Source organism: Chitinophaga ginsengisegetis (assembly GCF_900168065.1).
Taxonomy (GTDB): domain Bacteria; phylum Bacteroidota; class Bacteroidia; order Chitinophagales; family Chitinophagaceae; genus Chitinophaga; species Chitinophaga ginsengisegetis.
In genome coordinates this window covers 14631-36845 of record NZ_FUZZ01000005.1, presented here as the reverse complement: position 1 = coordinate 36845, position 22215 = coordinate 14631, and the positions used below count along the sequence as shown (strand labels likewise).

Sequence of the window (22215 nt, the reverse complement as noted above, 5' to 3'; positions counted from 1 at the left end):
ATTCCCATTTCACGGGAATGTTCCCATAAAAAGTTGCTGCTGTTACAGGGGCTTTCCTCTTAAAAGGATCTTCCCTATATACACCACTGTTTTATCGTATTTAGCTGGGTTCCTGGTAATATCTTCCAGTTGTTTATCTCCCAGGATCTTTATTTTATCTGCCTTTTCGGAAGATACCCGGATGGTGATGGTATGAATGCCCGGCGTAAGTGTGATGAACTCGTACTGGCCGCGGTACCGGTTGTTACAGAAGTTATTAAACCGGTTGATCACATTGCTGCCATTGGGATCTGTTGCGGGCACCACCTTTAGCTGGCGGGCGCCTTTAACACCGCCGTCGGCCAGTGTTGCAGGCTTACCATCAATGATGAGTTCCACCTGCCCCATTTCAGGGCCGCCGATATCGAAAAAGCCAAACATGCTGCCTTTGAATCTGAACGTAAAGGAAGCGCCTGGCTGATCTGCTTTCATGATATAAGGGAACCAGCCGGTGAATTGTTTCTGGGGTGAATTAGCGGTGTTAACACTGCTCCAGCCGGGGCTGAATGTGGCAATATCCTGCGGGGCATACATACCGGCGTCTTCCCAGTTGTCTGCTATCAGCGGTGCGGGTAATGCGCCGGAAGATATAACGGTGTGTTGTTTCAACTTATTCATACCTCGTGCAATGGCTGCGGCATACAGGTTGCCGCCTGCTGTTACCGGGTGTATACCATCGTGGGAAAAAACAATTTTACCCGGTACAGTGGCGCTGTCGCTCTTCCACTCCAGCTTTCCTTCTTTCTCCAGTACGGCGATTTCCATACCGAGATGTATGGATGGCAGCTGATAATGCTCCGCTATTTTTTCGAGCCCCTGCACGTTTTCAGGGACGTTTCCTTCCAGGTAAGTTTTCATATGCCCGTTATGGATAGTATAGATCAGGCAGATATCGATGGTAGGATCATATTGGCGTATCTGCCTCACAATACCTTCCATTCCATCAGTATAGGCGCCGTTCACGGCAAACTCCACAAATACCAGGTCGGGGTGATATTGCAGTAATTGATCCCTGAGGCGGCAGGCGCCCAGATCTGTGCCTGTTCCGGAAACACCGGCGTTGATCCCTTTCATGGTTACAGACGGGTACATCGACTGGATATAACGGGTGGCCTGTGGCCGGTAGCATTGATTCCCCTGCGTAATACTTCCGCCTATGAAGCCGATGGTGACCGGCTTTCCTGACGAAACTTTTTTGAAGAAGTGTGGCGCGCCGTTACGCACCGTGCATTCTGCCGGGTTATCGAAGTTGCCGGGTGCTATTAATGGCACCGTGCTATCAGCCGGGTTAAAGTACAGCGGCGAGGCGCCTGCCTGCGAAACGGCGATGAGTCTTGCTCTCTCGGCATCTTCTTTATTTTGTGCCGCTATTTTCAACGACATACCTATACATAATACCAGGATAAAATAATGCTTCATATTACTCATTTAGAGTTGTTATCAAATGTGATGGTCCCTTCTTTCACTTGTCCGCCGGAGGTAGTTACCTTTATTTTCAGCACAACTCCTGCGGTTGTGTTCACCGGATAAAACGAGCTTTCATAAGGATAGGCGGTGATAACACGGTTTTCTCCATTCAAACTGAAGGTTGCCTGCAAACCAGCTTCAGGTGGCGATTCCAGGTAGGTATATATAGCATCCCACGCGAAGGGCGAACGTATCCTGAAGGCATAGCATTTGCCGATGCCCGCGCCGAGGTCCAGCACCTGCATACCGTTCTTTACCGGCGTTATACTTTTTACATCGTTCTTCATCTTCAATGGAAAAGAGATAGCGGAAAATCCTTTACCGTCAACGGATACACGCAGTTTCCGGTTATTCACGTGAACGTTGGCCGGCGAGGCAGCAGCAGTGGCATAATACGCAGCAGCCACGTTATCCTGCACAGCTACTTCTTTTCCAAGAAGAATATCAGCAGATACTTTTTCTGTTGACTCATTCAATAACAGTAACCAGAAACGGTTTTCAGAAATAGCGGTCACATAATTCACGGCGGGGTTCTCTATTTGCACCAGCCCGCGTTTCATCCAGAGGCGCACCGTTTCATCATCGAATACTTTACCGCTGCCGCCACCAAATACCCGGTTGTTAAACCACACAAAGCCATCCTGCTTGCCATAGGAAAAATTTACTTTTCCGTGGGAACGCTGCATAGCTTCGGTAATGAGGAAATCCAGCGTAAATGCGAGATGCGGCGGTATATGATGATAATAAACGGAGCTTACATCCGGGCCTTTGTAAGGAAAATCCGGCTGCATGGTAATATCGGTAAAGCCGGTGGCGTAGTAGCCGGGATAATTCGTAAAGCGGCCTATCACCGCATTGCGGGCATAGGTTTCAAATATCGTCCTGTTATCTTCAGAAAATAAACGCAACAGGTGAGGCGCCCAGCTGCTCATGAATACCGGCCGTACCAGCTTGCCCAGATCAAACAATGTAAAGGGTTGTTCAAAGCCGAGTCCTACAGGAGAAACCAGACTTTGTGGCACCTGTTTCTCAGGTGCATCCCCCTTCTTTCTTGGAAATCCCAGGCGGTATTTCTCTCCCCCTTTCCACCATAAGGTAGTGTTGCCATCGTAGGTATTGCCCGGATGAATGGTTTGCAGCTGATCCTTTACTTCCGGGTATACTCTTATTCCTGCCAGCGTTTGAAAAGCGGAAGTTTCTGCGGCATGCAGGAACGTAGTATCTTTTGTAAGGTCGTAGAGATCTGTGAGGTCCCACCAGTAGGCGTAAAAGGAAGCATTATAAAAAGGCTGCTTACTTAATGGCGTGGTTTTAGGGCCATACACTTCCGTTGAAATATAGGCTTTCGCATGTTTTGTTGCAGCGGCCACCCAGCTTTTATCTTTGGTGAAACGGTAAGCCGCCAGCTCCTGCGTCCACGCCGGGATGTTCACGGAGTAGCCTTTTGCTGGCCTGATGTTATTTCCGGGAAGCGCAATTTCCTTTAACCAGGGATTGGCTTCGCCGAGCAACTGGTGTAATCCTTCGTAGTAGGCCGTGGTGAATTGTGAGTTATAAGGACTCAGCACCAGCGACTGCTTGTCTTTATTAAACGGTGTTCCCGCAACACCTCTGGACCAGCGGAACCCGCTGCGCGACAGCGTATACTCAATGGTAGGCAATGCCCTGCTGATATAAAACGCTTCGTCCTTTTCCAGCACTGCAGCTGAAACTACTGCCAGTGGCGCAGCCTGTACAACGGTAGGCGTCACTTTCGGATCTGCCTCAATATCATAAAAGCCTTTCAGCTCCGGCGCCCAGCCGGCGGCGGTATCGTTCCGGATCAGGTCTGTAATATTGAAAACGGTTTCTGTGAGAGAAACCCGTCTCTGCGTGCGGTAATCCTTTACTTTATAGATACTGTCTGAGATATACGCCAGTGCATCATTCCAGCCCGATGGTAATGCCCCCAGTGCAAATTCGCGAGTGATGGATTGCCCGGCTGCGCACCTGGAATCGTCCAGGCCCAGTACCGGCGATAACGCTACCGGCTGTACGCTGTTTTCTTTATTCTTAATAGCAAAGCCCATCGGGGAAGTATTGGCTTCTCCCCAATCCAATGGAAAATCTGCCGGTGTTCCGGAAATGAAAGTAGCGATCCCCTGCTTCGTTTCCATTATTGCCAGCGGTTGCGGCATCATGGCGGAAGGCAGCATTACCGGGTTATCCGGGATGCGCTGGTATTGGAACATGGGAGGCAGCTGGATGGCGGTTACATCTTCTTTTCTTACTCCTTCAAAAGCGGTTACAGCCAGGCTGTAATATCCTGCCTGTTTTGGTATATACGTTAACGTTAAAAGCAAGTGATGGGCGCCTGGCGTTAGTTGCCAGGTGCCTTTCAGTGTTTGTCCGCCGGCAGTTTGATAGGTAACTTCCAGTTCTTTCTCAGATACCTGCTTCACAGCAGTAGGCAGGCATTCCTGCAACGCCCCTGCGAGGAAAGGGTTGGTAAGACTTTCCGGGGCCAGTACCCTGAACGTTTTGCCACGGCTCTGAAAGCTGCCGGAGGCGGCGGACCCGTTCCACGAAGGGAAAAAACTGCCAAAGCTGATTTGCGGATCATTGGCGGTGAGCAGGAATATTTTACTCCCCTCACCATCAATCCACTCGTTGCCTTTCCGGATACTGTTACCGGCAACTATCTGCTGACCGGATGTTTTCAGGAATTGAAGCCGGAGTTTACTATTGCTAATACCCGCGATAACGGCCCCCTGCGTTGATATACTTTTCACAGCGGCTGTAGCCTGCGCGGGGGGTATATACTTCACCGTTAGTGGCGTTGTTTTAAAAAGCTGTAGTGAAGCCAGCGGCTCCGTGTTCGGATCAAAGCCGGCAGTAGCCAGTAAAACGGCATCACATCTTCCAAAATTACCCTTCGTATCCTGTAGTGCGATCACATTTTCACCGGCATCAAGTGTAGTGGTACCGGCTTTCTCCCAATAATAGCCTTCTTTGCCATGCTGCCCCGATTCCTTTTCCAGCGGTTGCTCATTGATAGCTACCTGGAACAAACGGGTGCCGGGCTTATTTGCGGGATAGTCCGGAGTGTGTACCCAAACGGTATATGTACCGGCAGTTTTACTATTGATCACGGTAAGCGCATCTGCCGCTTTTACCTTACCGGAAAAAACGCGGAGGATGGTGTTACCAGACACTTGTTCTCCCGGTACCTTTTCTACCTGCCAACCGCCTTTGAACTGGAAATCTTCCGCTTCCACCAGGTAGCCGGTTTGCGCCTGTACCGCTGATACGCTGCACAGGCAGCCTATTACAGCCAGGAATAAATATTTACTTAGCGGATAGTTCATAATCTATTTCTATTACACTCAGGCCATAAGGCGTTATATCTTCCCGGAATGATTGCGTAACATCAATCGTCTTTTTACTTCCGTTTTTGCTGATCCGGTAGCAGCTAACAGGTTTGATGGTTTTACCAGGCAATAGTTTGGTATAATCAATATCCAACGTGCACTTCAGCGGATCATCATCGCTGTTCAGCAAAAGCAGGAACAGCTTCCCCTGTTGCGTATTGATGGCACAATAGTAATCGAGGTAAGGGTTATCCGTTTTCAGCAATCCATCTTTCAACAACAAATCCGCACTAGTACCATACACCTTTCCGGCGGCGAAACCATAGGTTTGATGCGGCCCCACTTTTGGTGTGATAAATCCTCTCGGGAATTGAATTTTCCCGGCCGACCGCATCTCCATTTCTGCCAGCAGGTAATCGGTGATCCAGCCCACCTGCCACCAGGCGTGATGCGGGTAAGGACCTGCCCCTTTATTCATCACATCCCAATAGTAAGAGGCTACACTGGTGGCACTGTCTACAAACGCATCTCTGCCCAAAGCACCGGCCCTGGCCATGTTCAGGAACAGGGAATCGCCGGTGAGGGCGAACATGCGCACAAACATGCCGGCGTGACTGGCCAGCAGAATAGGGCCGCGATGGTTGGCAGAACCGAGGATACCACCATGCTCGAAGCTCAGTCCGGCCTGGCTTATCTCCCAGTCCTGCCGTTGTATACCATTCACCTTTTTACTTTTGGCGGAAGGAACAGGGTGAGTGTAAATAGAAGTAGTATACAATTGCGCGGTGCTCACAGCTGCCTGCAAATACCTGCGTTCTTTTGTGATGTCGTAAAGGTCCAGCAGTGCCTGCGCGCTTTGACCAGTGGCAAAATCCGGCGCAAAACGGGCGTCACCGCAAACACCGAGAAAGCGTCCTTTTGCGGTAGCATGCTGAATGTACCAATCGGCTGCACGCTTAGCGGCATCGAGGTATTTTTTGTCTTTCAATATTTTCCAGGCTATCACCAGTCCGTAAAAAGTAGGACGCAGGTCTTCCACTTCTGTAAACATTTCCTTTTGTGAAGCGTGGTCGTAGGCTACGGCCCATTTCCCTTCCGGCTGCATCCAGGCGAGCAGCCTGTCGGCAGCGGATTGCAGCTCCTTTTTTAATACCGTGTCGCCGGGATTGAACAGCAGAACATTCCCTATGTCCATCATCATGTAATAGCTAACCCCAATGGGTTCTACATACGGCCCCCACTCTTCTGTAAATCTTTTACTTTTTGTAAGATAATATTGTCCTGCTGCGGCGCCGTGGAAAAAACCGGGGCTGTTATCCTGCTGCTGCAGTTTAAAATTGCGGGCATAAGGCAGGCGTGTTTGCTGCAATACGCTGTCGCCCGTAATAGTAGCCAGCATCCACATCGCGCCATAGTCGGAATTCTTCATAGCATCTTTTTCAGAGCCATACACACCGCCCAGGTAGGCTTGTGCGCCGATATCGATGCCTTTATAATTTTCGATATTCCACAGTGATGTTTTATTATCCACTACATATTTATGCATGGACAATATGCGGCTGGTGAGTGACTGCCGCGTCTTTTTCAGGGCGAGGAAATCATTGAAATGGTAGATATCATTCACGGCATGTTTGAACACCGTGTACCAGCCGGCCTGTTGAAGCGTGTACCTGAAAGAAAAAGTTACCTTATCCCCTTTCTTCAGAAGAGAACCTTTTTCACCCAACACCGGGTGATAAAGTGTAGGCGTGAGCGATGCCTTCCTGTTCATCAGGGAAAGCCCCAGCAGCCAGTCGCCCTGCGTTTTCGTATCATCCTCCCAGGGATCTCTTCCTGTTCCAGGCGCAGGTACTACCGCCAGCGTGAGGTTGTTTTTGGTTTGTATGAAAGGCGACAAAGTAGCCGCGGTTCTTTCACGGACAATCACCGGTTTATCGGGGATGCCCTGCATGTAAGCGTATGCTTTTATAAAATCTTTTTCAACGGCATTGCTTTGAAAGTATCCAGGTATGCCTGCCCAGGCCAGTTCATTTTCCGGAACAGTAGCCAGCGTGGGCGTTGCCAGGGAATAGTAGCCGTCTTCCTTTGCCTGCAGGGATATTTCCACCAGGATATCTGTCCGGAACTTTTCATCCAGGCGCCAGGAGGAAGTGATAGTGGCTTTATTATTTTCAGCAATAAAGGTTAGCCCGTTGTTATTTTTTTTAACAGAAGATGGATAAAAATACATAGCCTCTCCCGCAGTGTTCATCGGAACAGGTTGCAATGCCGCATCCCACAATGGAACGATGTATCTGTACTGCGGCTCCAGGAAGCCGCTCTTTTTATCATATGATGCTACGGGTGTGCTACCGGGCTTGTCCTTCGCATACAGCAGCGTGTATTCACCACTGGTGTGAGGCAGCTGCTGCCCGTGTACACCAACGTTTTTTATATGCCATTGCCCGTTTTTGTTTATCCAGGAAAGATGCAGTGCATTATTGGCAAGTGCAGTTTGTTGCTGCGCTTGCGCAGACATACAGCACGCGCAGGCTGCATAAAATAATATTCTTCTCAAAAGGATCATCTTTTTAATTTACTAAATGCGCTGCCGGTGATGTTACCGGGTCAACTTTCACCTTCCGGGACGCCCGGAGCGGAATGGCAGCTGTTAACAGGATCACCGTGGCAATACCAGCTACCAGTGTGGCACTTTTTCCGGAAAAGAAACACAGTCCGAATAACAGCAAAGCAATAAACGAAAGGGAAAAAGCGATTACTTTCAGGCCGAATTTGTTTTGCTTTCTTATCTCCAGTTCTTCTTTTTCATCTATTTCCCGTACAGTTTCCTTACGCTGTATTCTCAACGCTTTGAGCTGCGTATATTCATCGCTGGTGAGTCCTTTATAATAAGCGTATACTTCGTACAGCGCCAGCATTATAAAAGGTAAGCCTACACCCAGCAGCATTTCGTTAGCACGACTTAAACCGGTGCCATATACCAACGGAAGGATAATTTTCAATACAAGATTAGTAGCCAGGCTGATGCCGGTAATGTATAGTGTAGCCTTCCCCGTTAGCCGTTTTGAAAACAGCGCCCATATAGGCGGCGCCAGCAACGGCCCACCGGTAACGGCGCCTATGCTCAGCGTAAATTCAACGATACCACCTATATAAGGCACAATTAAAGCGATGCCTATCATTCCCAATCCAAAGAACCAGGAAGAGATCCGGGCGATGCTCATCAGTTTTTTGTCAGACGCTTTTGGGTTGATAGAACCTTTGTAGATATCATTTGTAAAAACAGCCGACACCACATTCAACGCGGTGTTCGCTGATGCAGACGTGGAAAAATACATGCCCGTAAGAATGAGTCCCATGAGGCCGGCCGGCAACACGTGCTGGCACATCATCAGGTAAGCGTTTTCTGTTTCAAGTCCCTGCAAACCCGGATTGATACTTTTATACAACATAGGCGGCAGCATCCAGAGTACGGGACTGATAATATACAACCCCGCAAAAAGATAAGCTACTTTTGATGCGGACCGGGGTACATCCACGCTGGTATAACGCTGTACAAACGTCCAGTTGCCGCCGATATAAAACACGTGGTACAATGCAAAAGCCAGGATAAAGCCCCAGGTATATTCGCCGTTCACCACGCTGAAAAAACCTTCAGGTGAGAAATGCAGGAAATGCTGCACACCACCGGCGGCATCAAAAGCCAGGGGGATAATAATAAGTATGGCCGCCGTGAGGATCACGAACTGCAAAATATCCGTTACCATTACCGCCCAGAGCCCGCCAACGGCGGTATACGCAATCATAAACAGGCCCAGCACCACGGTAGACGGCATCAGTGGCAGTCCGAGCGAAGCGCTTACCAGCCTGGCCACAGAATACAGCACAGAACCTTTGATCAGTAACGACACCACCATGAAAATGTAGATATAGATCTTCTGCACATCTACACCCAAACGCTCCCTGATAAATTCTGCCGCAGTGAGGTTGCCGGTGGCCTTCCACCGGGGAGCGAGGTACAGTCCTGTTACAAGTCCGCCGATACACATGGTCCATTGTATGGTGATGGCTACCCATCCGTATTTATAAGCGATGGAACCCCATGCCACGAAAGTGCCTGCGGAAAAGAAGCTCATGAAAAGTGAGAGCCCCCCGATGAACCAGGGTACTGATTCACCTGCGGCAAAGAATGACTTGAGGTTTCTCCCTGTCCTTGAAAAGGAGAAACCCACCAGCATAATAAATAAGGAAAATACAATAATGACTGACGTATCGATTACAGTGTTCATCAAATGTTTCCGTTTAACCCGTTCTTTTCAGCTACGGGGTGATAGTTAATGTAAGTTCTTTTGTTGTTCTCTTTTCACCATTGTAACGTACCGCAGATACATCAAATATTACTTTATAAGTACCCGGTTTGGCGTAAACGTATTTATACGAAGGCAGCACAGTGCTGATATTTTTCAGCGCCACCCCTGCATCCGGCTTAATATAGAAGGGATCAAACCCTTTGGTGATCACCCAGTCTTCATTATCATCTGCATCTTTATTACCGCCAAACATCAACAGCTGCGCGGTGGTAACCGACCACACGGATGCGGGGTTTTTAAAGTCGAATGCTTTCCAGCCCCCGCTTGACAATACGGCTAGCGGCGATACTACGCCATCTGCTGAAATATTATTGGCTTCAAAAGTCCGGATCACCCAGCGGTTTTGTCCCTGTGTTTTTTTATAGTCTGTATATTTAAAAGCAACGTAAATGCGGGCGGCAGTATTTTTCGGGTCCGCAAATTCTTTCAGGCTGATGGTACCTGACGGTGTATTGTCCTGCCCGGTGGAAAATACAGCGCGGTCCGAAATATCCGTCCAGGTGGCGGCCCTTACACTGGTGGTATCTGCTGCACCGGAATAGTTGTTAGACACCAGCAGTTGCAGATTTTTGTAGACCAGTCCAAACTGCACCAGTGATTTGAAATTTATCTGCAGATCATTTTCTGCAGTGGTGCGGTCCCTGAATTCGTAGTTGTGGCCGGGTTCACCGGAATAAAAGGTGATATTGTCCGGGTTGCCGGTAAAGTTAAAGGTAACGGTATCTCCTGCTTTATACGTAAGTGAGGAGGTAGTTACTTCCAGCGACGGTGTTGTTACTTTCTCCTTTGCGCAGGAGATAAATATAATAACAATGATCAACAGGTATATTGAATTTCGCATATTAATTACTTTTTAGCGCGGCGTTACCAACCCTTGTTCTGTTCTGCCAGGTGATTAATGGTTGTTTCTGTAGTAGGAATAGGAAACAGTACGTTCCTGGCCGTTGTATTCTTTGCGGCATTACCTGAATATTTCCATGCAGATGGCGCAGATGCGGCTACTTCAGCAGCCAGCGACTGCATCTTGGACAGGTATAATCCCCAGCGGATCAGGTCGTGCTTACGTGCCCCTTCAAAGCTCAGCTCCCTGGCCCGTTCGTCCTGCACGGCTTCGAGGAATTCATCTTTCCCCAAACCTGCCGGCAGGTCAACGGTGGCATCCGGTGTGGCCGGTGGTTTGCCATAGCCCCTTCTTCTTACCATGTTAATAGCTTCGTAAGCTTCTGCTACCGGTCCGTTCACCGCATTTTCTGCTTCAGCTTTCATCAGCAGTACATCTGCATACCGGATCACGGGGAAGTTGGTAGAATTATAGGACCTGTTTTTGGGCACCTGCGTTTCATACTCACGACGCCATTTGCCGGCAGTACGTTCATAAATCTGCGCGGGAGTATACGCCACTTTGGTAACAACGCCATTCACAATGGAATACTTGTACGGCGCTATGTTCCAATCCCTTCGCTTATCTTCCGCCGCAAACAGGTTGAATAACCTTGCAGAAGGATGTACCGGGCCATTTGAATAACCCACGTTGTCGTCCGGCGATTCCACACCATTTTCAATACCTACTCCGCCTGCGAGCTGCGTAGATCCCTGCTGATTGCCATACATGCCTATTTCCCACAGGCATTCTTTCGACTCGTTAATATCTTTAGAGTGATTGATGAAGATAGCGCTGTAATCCGGGTTCAGGGAATGTTTACCGGAGGCGATTACTTTGTTGACATAGGTTAATGCATCCGCATATTTTGATACATCTTTCAGTGGCTCGCCGGCCATGGTGAGGTATACCTTTGCCAGGATGGCCTGCACGGCGGTGGTGGTCACCCTTTCATTGTTGGTGTAGGTACTGATATCGTTTACCAGCGGTTCGGCCGCTTTCATATCGTTGAGGATGGAAGCATACACCTCTGCCACAGAAGACCGGGGCAGCGCTGGTTCTACGGGCGATTTGGTGGAAGATAATTTCAATGGCACGCCACCGTAGTTATCTACCAGGATAAAATAATAGTATGCCCTTAAAAAAAGCGCCTGGCCTTTAATAGCGCCTCTCTTTTTTTCATCCATCTTTGGCTTGTCCACATTTTCGAGTAACAGGTTGGCGCGGTCGATGCCCTGGTACGCCACTTCCCAGAGTTTGCCTACATCGAGCTGACCGGCGTCGAAATCCATCACCTTTAAATTATTCACGGTAATATTCTTGTAGAAGAATTCATCGCTCATGGACAGGAAGCTGTACAGTCCCCGGGAATACATTCTTCCGAAGTTATCTATCAGCCTGTTGTACACGCCATTCAGAGCCCTGTCCAGATCGGCTTCTGTATTATAATAATTTTCCGGTGTTACAAAATCTTCCGGCTTTGTGTCCAGGAATTTGTTGCAGGCAGTGAATGTGCTGCCGGCAAAGATGCACAGCAGGAAGAGTGTTGTTATTTTTCTAACGGGAGATAATTTTATGTTGCTTGGTTTCATAATCGCAGCTTTTTAGTTCGTTAAAAGGTCACATCCAGTCCGAAGGTGATGGTTCTTGCCTTCGGATACGCGGACCAGTCGAAGCCCGGTGTTAAAGCCGATTGCCTTACAGAAACTTCAGGATCGAGTCCTGAGTAATTGGTCCAGGTAATGAGATTTTGTGCGGACGTATACACCCGCAGCCCTTTTATTTTAGCCTGTTTCAGCAACGCCGCAGGTAAATTATAGCCCAGTGCCACGGTTTTAAGACGCAGGTAAGAGCCGTCTTCAATAGTGCGGGAAGAATATACCAGTGGTCCCTGTCCGCCTACTTTATATAATTTATTGGTTTGATTTTCGGGTGTCCAGCGATCTGCGTAGCTGGCAAACATATTCAGGAAAGACCTGGTTACATCACCGTTTTCAAATTCTATGCGGTTGGCATTCAGGATATCGTTGCCATAGCTCCACTGGAAGAATACGTTCAGGTCGAAGTTTTTGTACGTGAAATTATTGGAGATCCCGCCGGTGTGTATCGGGTTAGGATTACCGATGATGGTAAGATCGCTGTTATCCACCTGTCCGTCGCCGTTGATATCTTTAAACTTAATGTATCCCGGTTGGATGCTGCTTCTTGGATTACCGTTGTTAGGCACCTTATCTTTCAGCACATACGTTCCGTTCGACTGGTCAAAGTCGCTGTACTGGTAAACGCCGTCGAATATAAATCCATAAAACGAGGCAATCGGATGACCCGGTATAGCAATATATGGATAAGCGTTATTAAAGTTACCCCAGGTGATGCGGGAGGCGTAACTGGGTTCGCCTTCGTTCAGCTGTATTACTTTGTTGCGGTTGAAGGAAATGTTGAAGCTGGTAGACCAGGTGAACTTTTTATGTTGAACGTTCATGGTGTTCACAGAAAACTCCAGTCCTTCGTTAGACACTTTACCGATATTCCGGATACCGCTCAGGTAACCTGAAGACGGCGCCAGTGTTGCGTTTAGCAACAGGTCTTTTGTATTCTTCTTATAATAATCAGCGGTAAACATGATCCTGTTCTTCAGGAAACCCAGGTCTATCCCGATATCTGTTTGCGCGGTGGTTTCCCATTTCAGCTTGGGGAATCCCAGGTTGCTGGGAATAATGCCCTGCACGGGCGAGTTGCCAAAGCTGTAGCCGGAGTAAGGGAACAGCTGCAGCGAAGTGAGATAAGCAAAATCCCCTACGCGGTTGTTCCCGGTGGTGCCGTATCCTGCGCGTATTTTAGCATCTGACAGGAAAGATAAATTTTTCATGAAAGATTCTTCGATGATCCTCCAGGCCACCGCACCGGAAGGGAAATAAGCCCAACGGTTGTTGTCGGGGAATTTGGAAGAACCATCGGCACGGAACGACAACGTAAGCAGGTAGCGTGATTTATAGCCGTAGTTAACGCGACCGAGAAAAGACATCAGCGCATTGGATGATTTTGCCGTAGGTGCGGTATTGATGATCCCTTCATCCAGGCCACTCATCCCCAGCGATTCATTGGGCAGCTGGCTGGCGGAGAAGCCATAGCTATAGTAAGCCGACTTCTGCATTGTGAAACCACCCAATACATTCAGGTTATGATCTTTGTTGATCACCCTGGCGTAAGTGAGGGTGTTTTCATTGAGCCAGTTGGTTCTTTCCAGGTTGCTTACGGAGCCATTGATGCCGAGTATACTGCTCTTTGGATTTCCGAGGCGGGTATTGGAATTATTGAATATTTCTTTCCGTTGCGCTTCTTTGGTAATACCACCTGCTACTCTTAACGTAAAGTATTTTGCCGGGTTGTATTCCACATATGCGTTGGCAATAAGGGTATTATTGAACAACGGGTTATATTCATTTTTTGTAGAGATGATCGGGTTCATGCGGTATTCATTCAGCGGGTCCACATCCGGATCAAATGGTTCATTAACGAGGGAGGCATCGCTGGAAGAGTCGCCTGTTACCGGGCGGTAGCCCCAAACGCTGTACATCAGGCTGGAGGTTGGGCCGTTGGGTGTTGGCGACGCTACGGCGCCATAAGTTTTGGTAGCCGTATAGTTTACGTTGATACCGGCTTTTACTTTATCATTCAGCCGCTGATCCACCACTGCCCTTCCCTGGTAGCGTTTAAAGCCGCTGTTAATGATGATACCATTCTGGTCCAGCAGTGAGCCGGAAAGGGAATAGGTTGTTTTATCATTACCACCTCTCAGGGAGAGGCTGTGGTTTTGCATAAATGCTTTTCGGAAGATTTGATCCTGCCAGTCGATTCCCTTTACATTCTTATAGTCGTCGAGTGTTTTATCTTCACCGAGGTAGATAGGCGTATAAAAAGCCGAGTTCTGTTCCAGCTGGTATTTCACGAACTCGTAAGGGCTCATCATCTTCTGCTTTTTGATATTTTCCTGGAAGCCCATCCAGGTTTGATAGGTAACTGTTGGCGCGCCGGTTTTACCTTTTTTGGTAGTGATAAGGATAACGCCGTTGGCGCCCCTGGCGCCGTAAATAGCAGTGGCCGAAGCGTCTTTCAGTACTTCGATGGAGGCTATTTCTTCCGGGTTGAAGATGTTGTTGGACGGGTTTTCCATCGGGAATCCGTCTACCACATACAGCGGGGAGTTTTCCTGTGTTACGGAGTTATTACCGCGGATCACGATGTTCAATGCGGATCCGGGCTGGCCATCGCTGGCAGATACCTGTACGCCCGCAACGCGGCCTCCCAGGGCTTCTTCAAAGGAAGGTACCGGTGCTTTTGCCAGGTCGGCAATTTTAAATTCGCCTACTGATCCGGTAACATCTTTTCTTTTTACAGTTCCATAACCGATTACCACCACATCGTTCAGCCCCTTTATGGATGGCTCCAGTACAATGTTGTACACACTTCTTCCGGCAGTAAGTTTTACTTCCCTGTTCAGAAATCCAATATAGCTGAATACGAGCGTTGTGCCGGGTGCGTTACTGGTGGCGATGTGATAGATGCCGTCTTCATTGGTGATGGCGGATGTTTTGTCGTTTTTCACGCGGACCGTTACCCCTACCAGGGCGGTGCCTGCGGCTTCCGTTACTTTGCCGGTAATTGATATTTTGTTGGCAGGCCCCGTGGCAGGCTGCTGTGCTGCTACATCCGTAGCAGGGAAGATGATAAAGAGCAGGAGCAACAGATACCCTGCTGATAAGAAAACATTTTTGTGCATACCCCCAAACGTGTTTTTAGAATTTTAGTCTGTATGATTCATTCACATATTTTTATTCTATTCCGGGCAAATCGCCGGTGGAGGTACCTACTCCATGTAATGGTGCAATATGTGAAACGTGGATGATTGGCGTAAAGTGACAGGTACAGGCATGGCTGGCGCAAAAGAGGTTGAGAGCAACAGTTCTTTCATATCGTGAGAATTTATGTGTCCAAAGATTATAACTAACTGTTACCCGATGGTAAAAAAAATGATGATTTTGACAATGGGAACATTCCCATAAATTGGGAATGTTCCCATTTTTGATATAATTGTGTTTCTTTACATAAAAATAACCCATGAAGCGACACCAGATCACCATCGTTGACATTGCGAAAGAGCTTAATCTTTCTAAGTCAACCGTATCACGGGCTTTAACCGGTCACCCCAGTGTGAACGCAGTAACAAGGCAGGCCGTATTAGATCTGGCGGAAAAACTCGACTACCAGCGCAATATGCTGGCGATCAGCCTGGTTACCAGGAAAACAAATACCATAGGCATCATCGTCCCGGAATTTACCAGTTCCTATTTCCCAAATATCACCATCGGCGCGCAGGAAGTAGCCAGCAAAGCCGGCTATAACACGGTCATCTGCCAATCCAATGAAACATATGAAACGGAAGTAGCCAACACTAAAGTGATGCTGGCAAACCAGGTAGATGGTGTATTGGTGTCTATCACCAAAGAAACAAAGAACTTCGATCATTTAAAGATATTCCAGCGAAAGGGTATTCCCATCGTATTTTTTAACCGGGTATGTGATGAAATGGATGTACCCAAAGTAATTGTTGACGATTATGATGGCGCATTCCGCGCAGTAAATCATTTGATTGAAAGAGGCAGGAAAAGGATCGCACATTTATCCGGCCCGCCTTCGCTCAAAATAAGTGAGAAAAGACTGAACGGCTATAAGGCCGCTTTAAGAAAGAACAATATTGAACTGGATGAAGACCTGGTAATCCCGTATGATCTGAACCTCGACAAGGTGCATATCTATGTAAACCATCTTTTAAACCTCCCCCATCCACCGGATGCCATCTTTGCCATTAACGACCCTACTGCCATTGAGATTATACAGGTGGTGAAGAAAAGAGGCTTGCAGGTACCGGAAGATATTGCGGTGGTGGGCTTCAGCAACGACTTTGCATCGGGACTTATTCATCCTTCATTAACCACGGTATCACAACCGGTAAAAGAAATCGGCGGCACGGCCGCACAGCTGCTCATAGACCAGATCAGCCGCGATGTATCAGAATGGAAAAGTATTATCCGGGTGTTGAAAACAGAGCTGATTGTGCGGAACTCCAGTTAAAATTGAAAAACTAACCTTCACAGGTTAGTTTTCCAGCTTACAATTGTGTTGCCATTTCTGTGTTATTCTCAGATACCCTGAGCAAATCCACCATCCACCGGCAGTTCAATTGCGGTGGTAAAGGTGGCCTCAGCGGCCAGGTACAGCGCTGCAGCAGCTACCTCTTCAACGGTGCCGTGGCGTTTCAATGGTGTTATTTCATTCCCTTGCGCGATAAATGTTTCCCTGTCTTCTTCCGTCAGGTTGGCCACTCCCATCGTTGGAGTCATAATGAAGCCCGGAGCAACTGAGTTAACACGGATCTTCCTGGGGAGTAACTCTGCCGCAAGTACTTTCGCAAATGCCTTTACAGCTTCTTTTGAACCGGAGTAAGCGCTCAGACCGGGAAAAATACGATCATTGGCGACAGTAGTAAAAATGATGGCGCCATCATCATTAATAAGCGGCTTAAACTCCTGAATTCTCTTCATAGCTGGTTCGTATTCTTTTATTCAAAAGGTTTACTAAAAGTCCATAGCTCGCAATACCTACTGAAACGCCTTTAGCAAATTATCCTTATAAGCCGCCGATACCTCCACCGCAGTACCATCATTCAAATTTACATATCCACCCGCACCTTTATGATAAGACTGCACATAATGGATATTGATGATATGCGATTTATGCACCCGCACAAACGGATGGGGTAACATCTCCGAAAAATGTTTCAGAAAACGGCATACCATCTTTTTACTTCCGTTGGTTAAATAAACATCTGTAAAATTACCATTCCCTTTCAGGCGTACAATTTCATTCATCTTCACTACATCAAATCCATCCAGGGTGGGTAATATTACCTGTTGCATACCGGGATTATTTTCCCGGACGTTTTCCAGTATGATGCGGTTCCTGTTCAGCCAGTGTTTCTGTTGAAGTTGTTGCTGCACTTTATTTACTGCCAGGATCAATTCCTCTATGCTCACCGGCTTCAGTAAATAGTAGGCAGCGCTCTGGTTGAGTGCTTTCAGGGAATATTCAGAAAAGGCCGTTACAAAAATAGTTTCAAACTGAAGATCCTGGCAGCCATCGAGTACGTCAAAGGCGTTGCCAAAAGGCATTTCCACATCGAGGAATACCAGTTGCGGCCGCAGCTCATGCAACAACGCGATGGCTTCCCGGCTGTTCTGGGCCGTGCCTGCCACTTCCACCTGCGGACAAAATTTCCCGAGGTAGTTTTGCAAGGCGGCCATGGCGGCTGCTTCGTCTTCCACAATCACGGAAGTGATTTTTTCTGTTAACATCATTTTTTATCCATTAAAGGAAGTTGCAGCACTACCCGTGTACCGGTGGTGCCTTCCAATGTTATTTCCTCCATCTGCAACCGGATATGAAGATGGTAAATATCATTCAATAAACTGATCCGTTCCGTGGTGTTGGTAATGCCCCTCGATTGATACGCTTTCTGGTGAATGGTTTTCAACTTCCGGCTTTCCGTGAGCCCTATTCCATCATCTTCTATCACCACCTGAATAAACTGCGCCTGTTTTTGAAATGTTACCCGGAGCAACCCCTTCGTAGCTTTATACCGGAGTCCATGCCATACCGCATTTTCCAGGTGCGGCTGGATCAGCATATTCGGAATCATGACGGCATCGGTATCCAGTGCTTCATCAATATCCAGTATGTAGATGAATTTATCGCTGAAGCGCAGCTGCTCCAGATCCAGGTAGCTTTTCAGCTGTTCAATCTCAGTAGATAAAGGAACGAAATCCTTATTGGAATGTTCCATCACATTCCGCATCAGGCCGGAATAGGAAGTGAGATATTTGTTTGCTTCCACTTCCTTGTTCTCGGCAATGTATTGGTTTACGCTATTCAGACTGTTGAAGATAAAGTGAGGATTCATTTCCCGCCGCAACGACTGCAACGCAATTTTCTTATTCTTGATTTTAATGGCGTACAGGGAACGGACAATAAAGAACAGCAGTACCACCATTGCTAAAATAGAGGCGATCAGGAAATAGTTAAGCTTATTTTTATTGCTGATCAGCGCCAGCTGTAATTCCTTTTCCCTTTCCAGGTCTTTGATCTTTCCTTCTGTAATATCGAACAGGCTGGCATCTACGAGGGAGCTGTCGGTCCGGATAAGCGTATCCAGGCGATGGAGGAAATCGTCATACCGCGTCATGGCAACGGCTTCCTTTTGCTGCTCCCGGTAGTAGCGGGTCAGCGCCAGCAGGCAGTCTTTCGTTTTTGACGTATTTCCGCTTTTAAATGCCAGCGCATATGCTTCCTCTAACAGGCTCCCCGTTTTTCCCGGTAGGTTTTTCGTGGTGTACAGTTGCGCCAGTTCCCGCACCTGGTCTATCTGCAATTCAATATTATCTTCCTGCTTTGCTTTTTCCAGGATCGCTTCATTCATGCGGATGGCGGCATCAATATTATTTCCTTCCACATATACCTTAGAAATTTTCTTGCTGATGTCTGCAATCTCCCGTGTATTGTCGGTTTTCTCGATTGCTTTTTTATAACTGGCGATGGCATCCGAGGTATTGTTTTCCAGCAGCAGGCTGTTTCCCAGTTGCTTGTAGGCATCCGCGGCTTCTTCTTTCTTGCCGGTCTTTTCAATGATATCTACATTGGATTGGGCGTAGTTCGTTTGCGCCCGGGGGTTGCTGTTGTTCCGCAAGCGGTTGGCATCATTGAGGTTGATGTTCACCAGGCTTTTATCTATCGCCACATCGCCGGCGGACTGGTAGTTTTGTATAGCCGGTATAATCTTGTTCTGCATTTCCTGCACTTTTGCCAGTGCGCGACCTGCAGCTGCCGCATCTTTATGATTTAATCTTGTGTAGATGTCCAGCGCTTTTTTAAGATATTCTTCCGCTTTGGCATATTCACTTTTATCCGTCAGTTCTTTTGCCAATGCCTCGTATTTACCGGCTGTCTGCAGTTCATCATCATTATTGGAAAGCGATTTCCTCAGGGCTTTTGCCGCTTTAGACACAGGAAAGGTACCACGCTTGCCGCCGGCAGAATCCTGCGCAGTTGCTGCAGACAACAACCCCAACAAGATAAATATGCAAATACAGTAACGTACCATGATCATCGATTCTACCGCAAAATAAGACTTTTCAGAACGGGCAGGCTGGTATTTCACCCATTCAATATACCATTTCACCAAGTGGTGTCCCGCCGGCTAAAGAAGACCCTTTATTTTCATGGGGTAATCTTAAATCAAACATCATGAAAACGACACTATTCGCCAGCGCCATACTGGTATCGGGCTTCCTGATATGGAAATATAATACCGGTCAGATAAGCCCGGAAACAAAAAGCATAACAGCCGCCCCGCCACCTGTTATCGCTACCACTCCTTCCGCCGCCGACAATACCCGTATACAGGTAGCCTTGCTGCTGGATACCTCTAACAGCATGGATGGGCTGATAGACCAGGCCAAATCAAGACTCTGGAATATTATCAATACCCTCACCACCCTGAAATACAAAGGAAAAACGCCTGTAATAGAAATCGCGCTCTATGAATACGGCAACGACGGTCTCTCCCGCTCGGATGATTACATCCGGCAGGTAACCCCGCTCACCACCGATCTCGATCTTATCTCCGAAAAACTATTCGCCCTTCACACCAATGGCGGATCAGAATACTGCGGCGCGGTAATCACATCTGCCGTAAAATCACTCGAGTGGGGGAAAGATGAAGCTGATATGAAGCTCATTTATATTGCAGGCAACGAGCCTTTCAACCAGGGACCGGTGAGCTATAAAACCGCCGCCGGACAAGCCATCAGCAAAAGCATCTTCATAAATACTATTTACTGCGGCGATAAACGGGAAGGAATAGCCACCCATTGGAAAGACGGCGCCGACAAAGGCGAAGGCCAGTATTTTAATATCGATTCCGACAGAAAGGTGGTTTTTATTGAAACTCCCTATGATAAAAACATTGAAGCCTGCAACGAACGGATCAACAAAACCTATATCGCATATGGCGCTTCCGGTGAGCTAAGAAAAAGCAACCAGGTAACGCAGGATAAAAATGCCAGGTCTCTCTCTTCCGCCAACTCTGTAGAACGGTTTGTAAGCAAATCAAAAGCTGTTTATAAAAACGACAACTGGGATCTGGTAGACCGCGTGAAACAAGACCCCAGCGTATTAAAAAGCATCAGCAAAAGTGAGCTGCCCAAAGAGCTGAAAGAAAAAAGCCAGGCAGAGCTGACAACCCTGGTGGCAGAGAAAAGCAAGGAAAGGGAAAGTATTCAAAAAGAAATCGCCGTGCTGGGCAAACAACGGCAGAAATATATTGATGAGGCATTAAAGAAAACTGATAAAATTGACGACCTGGGCGCTGCCATTAACCAGTCTATTATACAGGTGGCTAACGCCAAAGGATACACCGCAGAAAAATGATTAAAAAAAGACCGCCTCATCATTAAATGAGGCGGTTTTACTGCAAATAAATATCAGCCTTATTAAGTATCTTTAAGTGTGCCATCCCCCGGCATCTCTTTTTAAATCCTATAAAAACCACTGGCTGTAAAACCCGTTCTTATGATCATGTCTCCTACTCAGTTATCTTACCCGTTTCCAGATGTTATCAATCCAATGGCAGACGAAATAGAAGCTAAAACAACAGCATGGATAAACGAGTATACCCTCTTCCCCGAAAGTATGCGTGAAAAATTTAAGGCGGCCCGCTTTGGCAAGCTGGCGGCCTATTTCCACCCGGATGCGCCGTTCGATCGCCTCATCCCCATGGGCAGATGGAATCTCTGGATCTTTCTCTTTGATGATTACTATGGACCATATCCGGTAGAAGAACTCCGGAAGGCATGTAACCATGTCATTGAAATATTCAAAGGCATGCCCCCGGCAGCAACAGACAGCGCGTTCTTCCTGCAGCCGGCGCTGATAAGAAAAGAACTGCTTTCCTTTGTAACAGCAGCATGGATGAACCGGTTTATCAGCGATATGCAAGGCTTCTTCCATACCATGATAACCGCTACCGCATATAGTTACAAAACCCCTGTTCACTACCCGCTGCTGAGCGACTACCTGGTTATCCGGGAAGATCTCATTGGCGTGTATCCGACCGCCGATCTCGCAGAAATAACAGGAACTACGCTGCTCACCAACGAAGTGCTGGAGAACCCCGTAATAAAGCAACTCAGGAAACTGACAAGCCTGATAGTAGCGCTTTCCAACGATATTTTCTCTGTCAGAAAGGATGAGGAAGAAAAGGAAGCCATGAATGCGGTATTGATCATTCAACATGAACAACAGTGTACCCTGGATAGCGCCTATGCGGAAACAGTGCGGCTACACAATGAATTTACAGCAGAATTTGTGCATACCTGCAACCACCTGCCCCATTTTGGGCAGCAGGATAAAACCGTGCGCCGGTATATAGAAAACCTGTCGCATATTATCCAGGGACATCTCTCCTGGTATCAGTACTCCGCGAGGTACTGATACCAGCCACCTTACAGCAACGGGGAAAATCAGTTCATTTGCAGGTCCAGGTAATGCCGGCCATCATAGGCAATATGGATTGTTTTGGAGAACCATCCCACACTGCCTTTCATGGTACCCTTGAAAGAAATGTGTACAGAGTCCTCCAGGTTAATGCCTGTTTGACCCAGTTTATTGAAATCTGGCGCCACTGTTACCGGCACTGTGAATAGCGCATGCGCCGGCACATTTATCATGGTATCAATGTGAACCTTTCCCAACAGGAAAGTATCCAGCATCAGCTCCAGGTCGCCGCTTTTAAACGTAAAACCGAAATTATTAGGATTATAATAGATGCCTTCTATTTTCAGCGCCGCGCGCTGTGGCGTGATATTAAAAATCCTGACGGCCAGCTTTTTTGGCAGCCGTGGCTCGGGCGTTTGAAACACCGTGCAGCCGGAGAGAAATATGCCCATGATAAACGTAAGTAACAGTTGTAGCTTTTGTGTGACAGTCATATCGTTTG

14 protein-coding genes are annotated in these 22215 nt (G+C 47.7%); 3 read left to right on the top strand and 11 right to left on the bottom strand.

The window, feature by feature from the left end:
* Positions 1–42: 42 nt before the first annotated feature.
* From B5Z18_RS26210 to B5Z18_RS26180, 7 genes are read right to left on the bottom strand one after another with little or no spacing between them, the layout of a single operon-like run.
* Entirely contained in the window at positions 43–1458 is a 1416-nt protein-coding gene (locus B5Z18_RS26210; protein ID WP_200817361.1) for an SGNH/GDSL hydrolase family protein, read from the bottom strand.
* Between the two features lie 5 nt (positions 1459–1463).
* Positions 1464–4853, bottom strand: coding sequence for a hypothetical protein (locus tag B5Z18_RS26205; RefSeq protein WP_079472523.1), 3390 nt, complete (start codon positions 4851–4853; stop codon positions 1464–1466).
* Entirely contained in the window at positions 4834–7422 is a 2589-nt protein-coding gene (locus tag B5Z18_RS26200; RefSeq protein WP_394333866.1) for a glycerophosphoryl diester phosphodiesterase, read from the bottom strand. The genes B5Z18_RS26205 and B5Z18_RS26200 overlap by 20 nt, the downstream gene beginning before the upstream one ends.
* 4 nt (positions 7423–7426) lie before the next feature.
* A complete protein-coding gene (locus tag B5Z18_RS26195; RefSeq protein WP_079472522.1) occupies positions 7427–9145 on the bottom strand; it encodes a sodium:solute symporter family protein in 1719 nt (572 codons plus the stop codon).
* Between the two features lie 31 nt (positions 9146–9176).
* The gene (locus B5Z18_RS26190) at positions 9177–10067 is read right to left on the bottom strand and encodes a DUF5017 domain-containing protein (RefSeq protein ID WP_079472521.1); all 891 of its coding nucleotides are present in this window, start codon (positions 10065–10067) and stop codon (positions 9177–9179) included.
* Positions 10068–10090: 23 nt separating this feature from the next.
* Positions 10091–11698, bottom strand: coding sequence for a RagB/SusD family nutrient uptake outer membrane protein (locus B5Z18_RS26185; protein WP_079472520.1), 1608 nt, complete (start codon positions 11696–11698; stop codon positions 10091–10093).
* A 20-nt stretch (positions 11699–11718) separates the two neighbouring features.
* Complete coding sequence (locus B5Z18_RS26180; RefSeq protein WP_079472519.1) at positions 11719–14886, bottom strand: SusC/RagA family TonB-linked outer membrane protein; 3168 nt, start codon at positions 14884–14886, stop codon at positions 11719–11721.
* 338 nt (positions 14887–15224) lie between these two features.
* Here B5Z18_RS26180 and B5Z18_RS26175 point away from each other — a divergent pair, with 338 nt between their 5' ends.
* Positions 15225–16238, top strand: a complete 1014-nt coding sequence (locus B5Z18_RS26175; protein WP_079472518.1) for a LacI family DNA-binding transcriptional regulator — start codon at positions 15225–15227, stop codon at positions 16236–16238.
* A gap of 68 nt (positions 16239–16306) precedes the next feature.
* Here the strand turns inward: B5Z18_RS26175 and B5Z18_RS26170 are convergent, their stop codons facing one another.
* From B5Z18_RS26170 to B5Z18_RS26160, 3 genes are read right to left on the bottom strand one after another with little or no spacing between them, the layout of a single operon-like run.
* Positions 16307–16708, bottom strand: coding sequence for an SDR family oxidoreductase (locus B5Z18_RS26170; protein WP_079472517.1), 402 nt, complete (start codon positions 16706–16708; stop codon positions 16307–16309).
* A 57-nt stretch (positions 16709–16765) separates the two neighbouring features.
* Positions 16766–17521 (bottom strand): LytR/AlgR family response regulator transcription factor, encoded by a 756-nt coding sequence (locus tag B5Z18_RS26165; RefSeq protein WP_079472516.1) that lies wholly within the window; start codon positions 17519–17521, stop codon positions 16766–16768.
* Positions 17518–19278 carry a tetratricopeptide repeat-containing sensor histidine kinase gene (locus B5Z18_RS26160; protein WP_159454438.1) on the bottom strand — a complete coding sequence of 587 codons (1761 nt, stop codon included), beginning with the start codon at positions 19276–19278 and terminating at the stop codon, positions 17518–17520. The genes B5Z18_RS26165 and B5Z18_RS26160 overlap by 4 nt, the downstream gene beginning before the upstream one ends.
* A gap of 185 nt (positions 19279–19463) precedes the next feature.
* On the opposite strand from B5Z18_RS26160, the gene B5Z18_RS26155 reads away from it, so the two are divergent.
* The gene (locus tag B5Z18_RS26155; protein ID WP_079472515.1) at positions 19464–20648 is read left to right on the top strand and encodes a vWA domain-containing protein; all 1185 of its coding nucleotides are present in this window, start codon (positions 19464–19466) and stop codon (positions 20646–20648) included.
* Positions 20649–20795: 147 nt separating this feature from the next.
* Complete coding sequence (locus B5Z18_RS26150; RefSeq protein WP_143313712.1) at positions 20796–21710, top strand: terpene synthase family protein; 915 nt, start codon at positions 20796–20798, stop codon at positions 21708–21710.
* Positions 21711–21739: 29 nt separating this feature from the next.
* Here the strand turns inward: B5Z18_RS26150 and B5Z18_RS26145 are convergent, their stop codons facing one another.
* On the bottom strand, positions 21740–22207 hold the full coding sequence (locus B5Z18_RS26145; RefSeq protein ID WP_159454437.1) for an LEA/WHy family protein: 468 nt from the start codon (positions 22205–22207) through the stop codon (positions 21740–21742).
* Positions 22208–22215 lie beyond the last annotated feature (8 nt).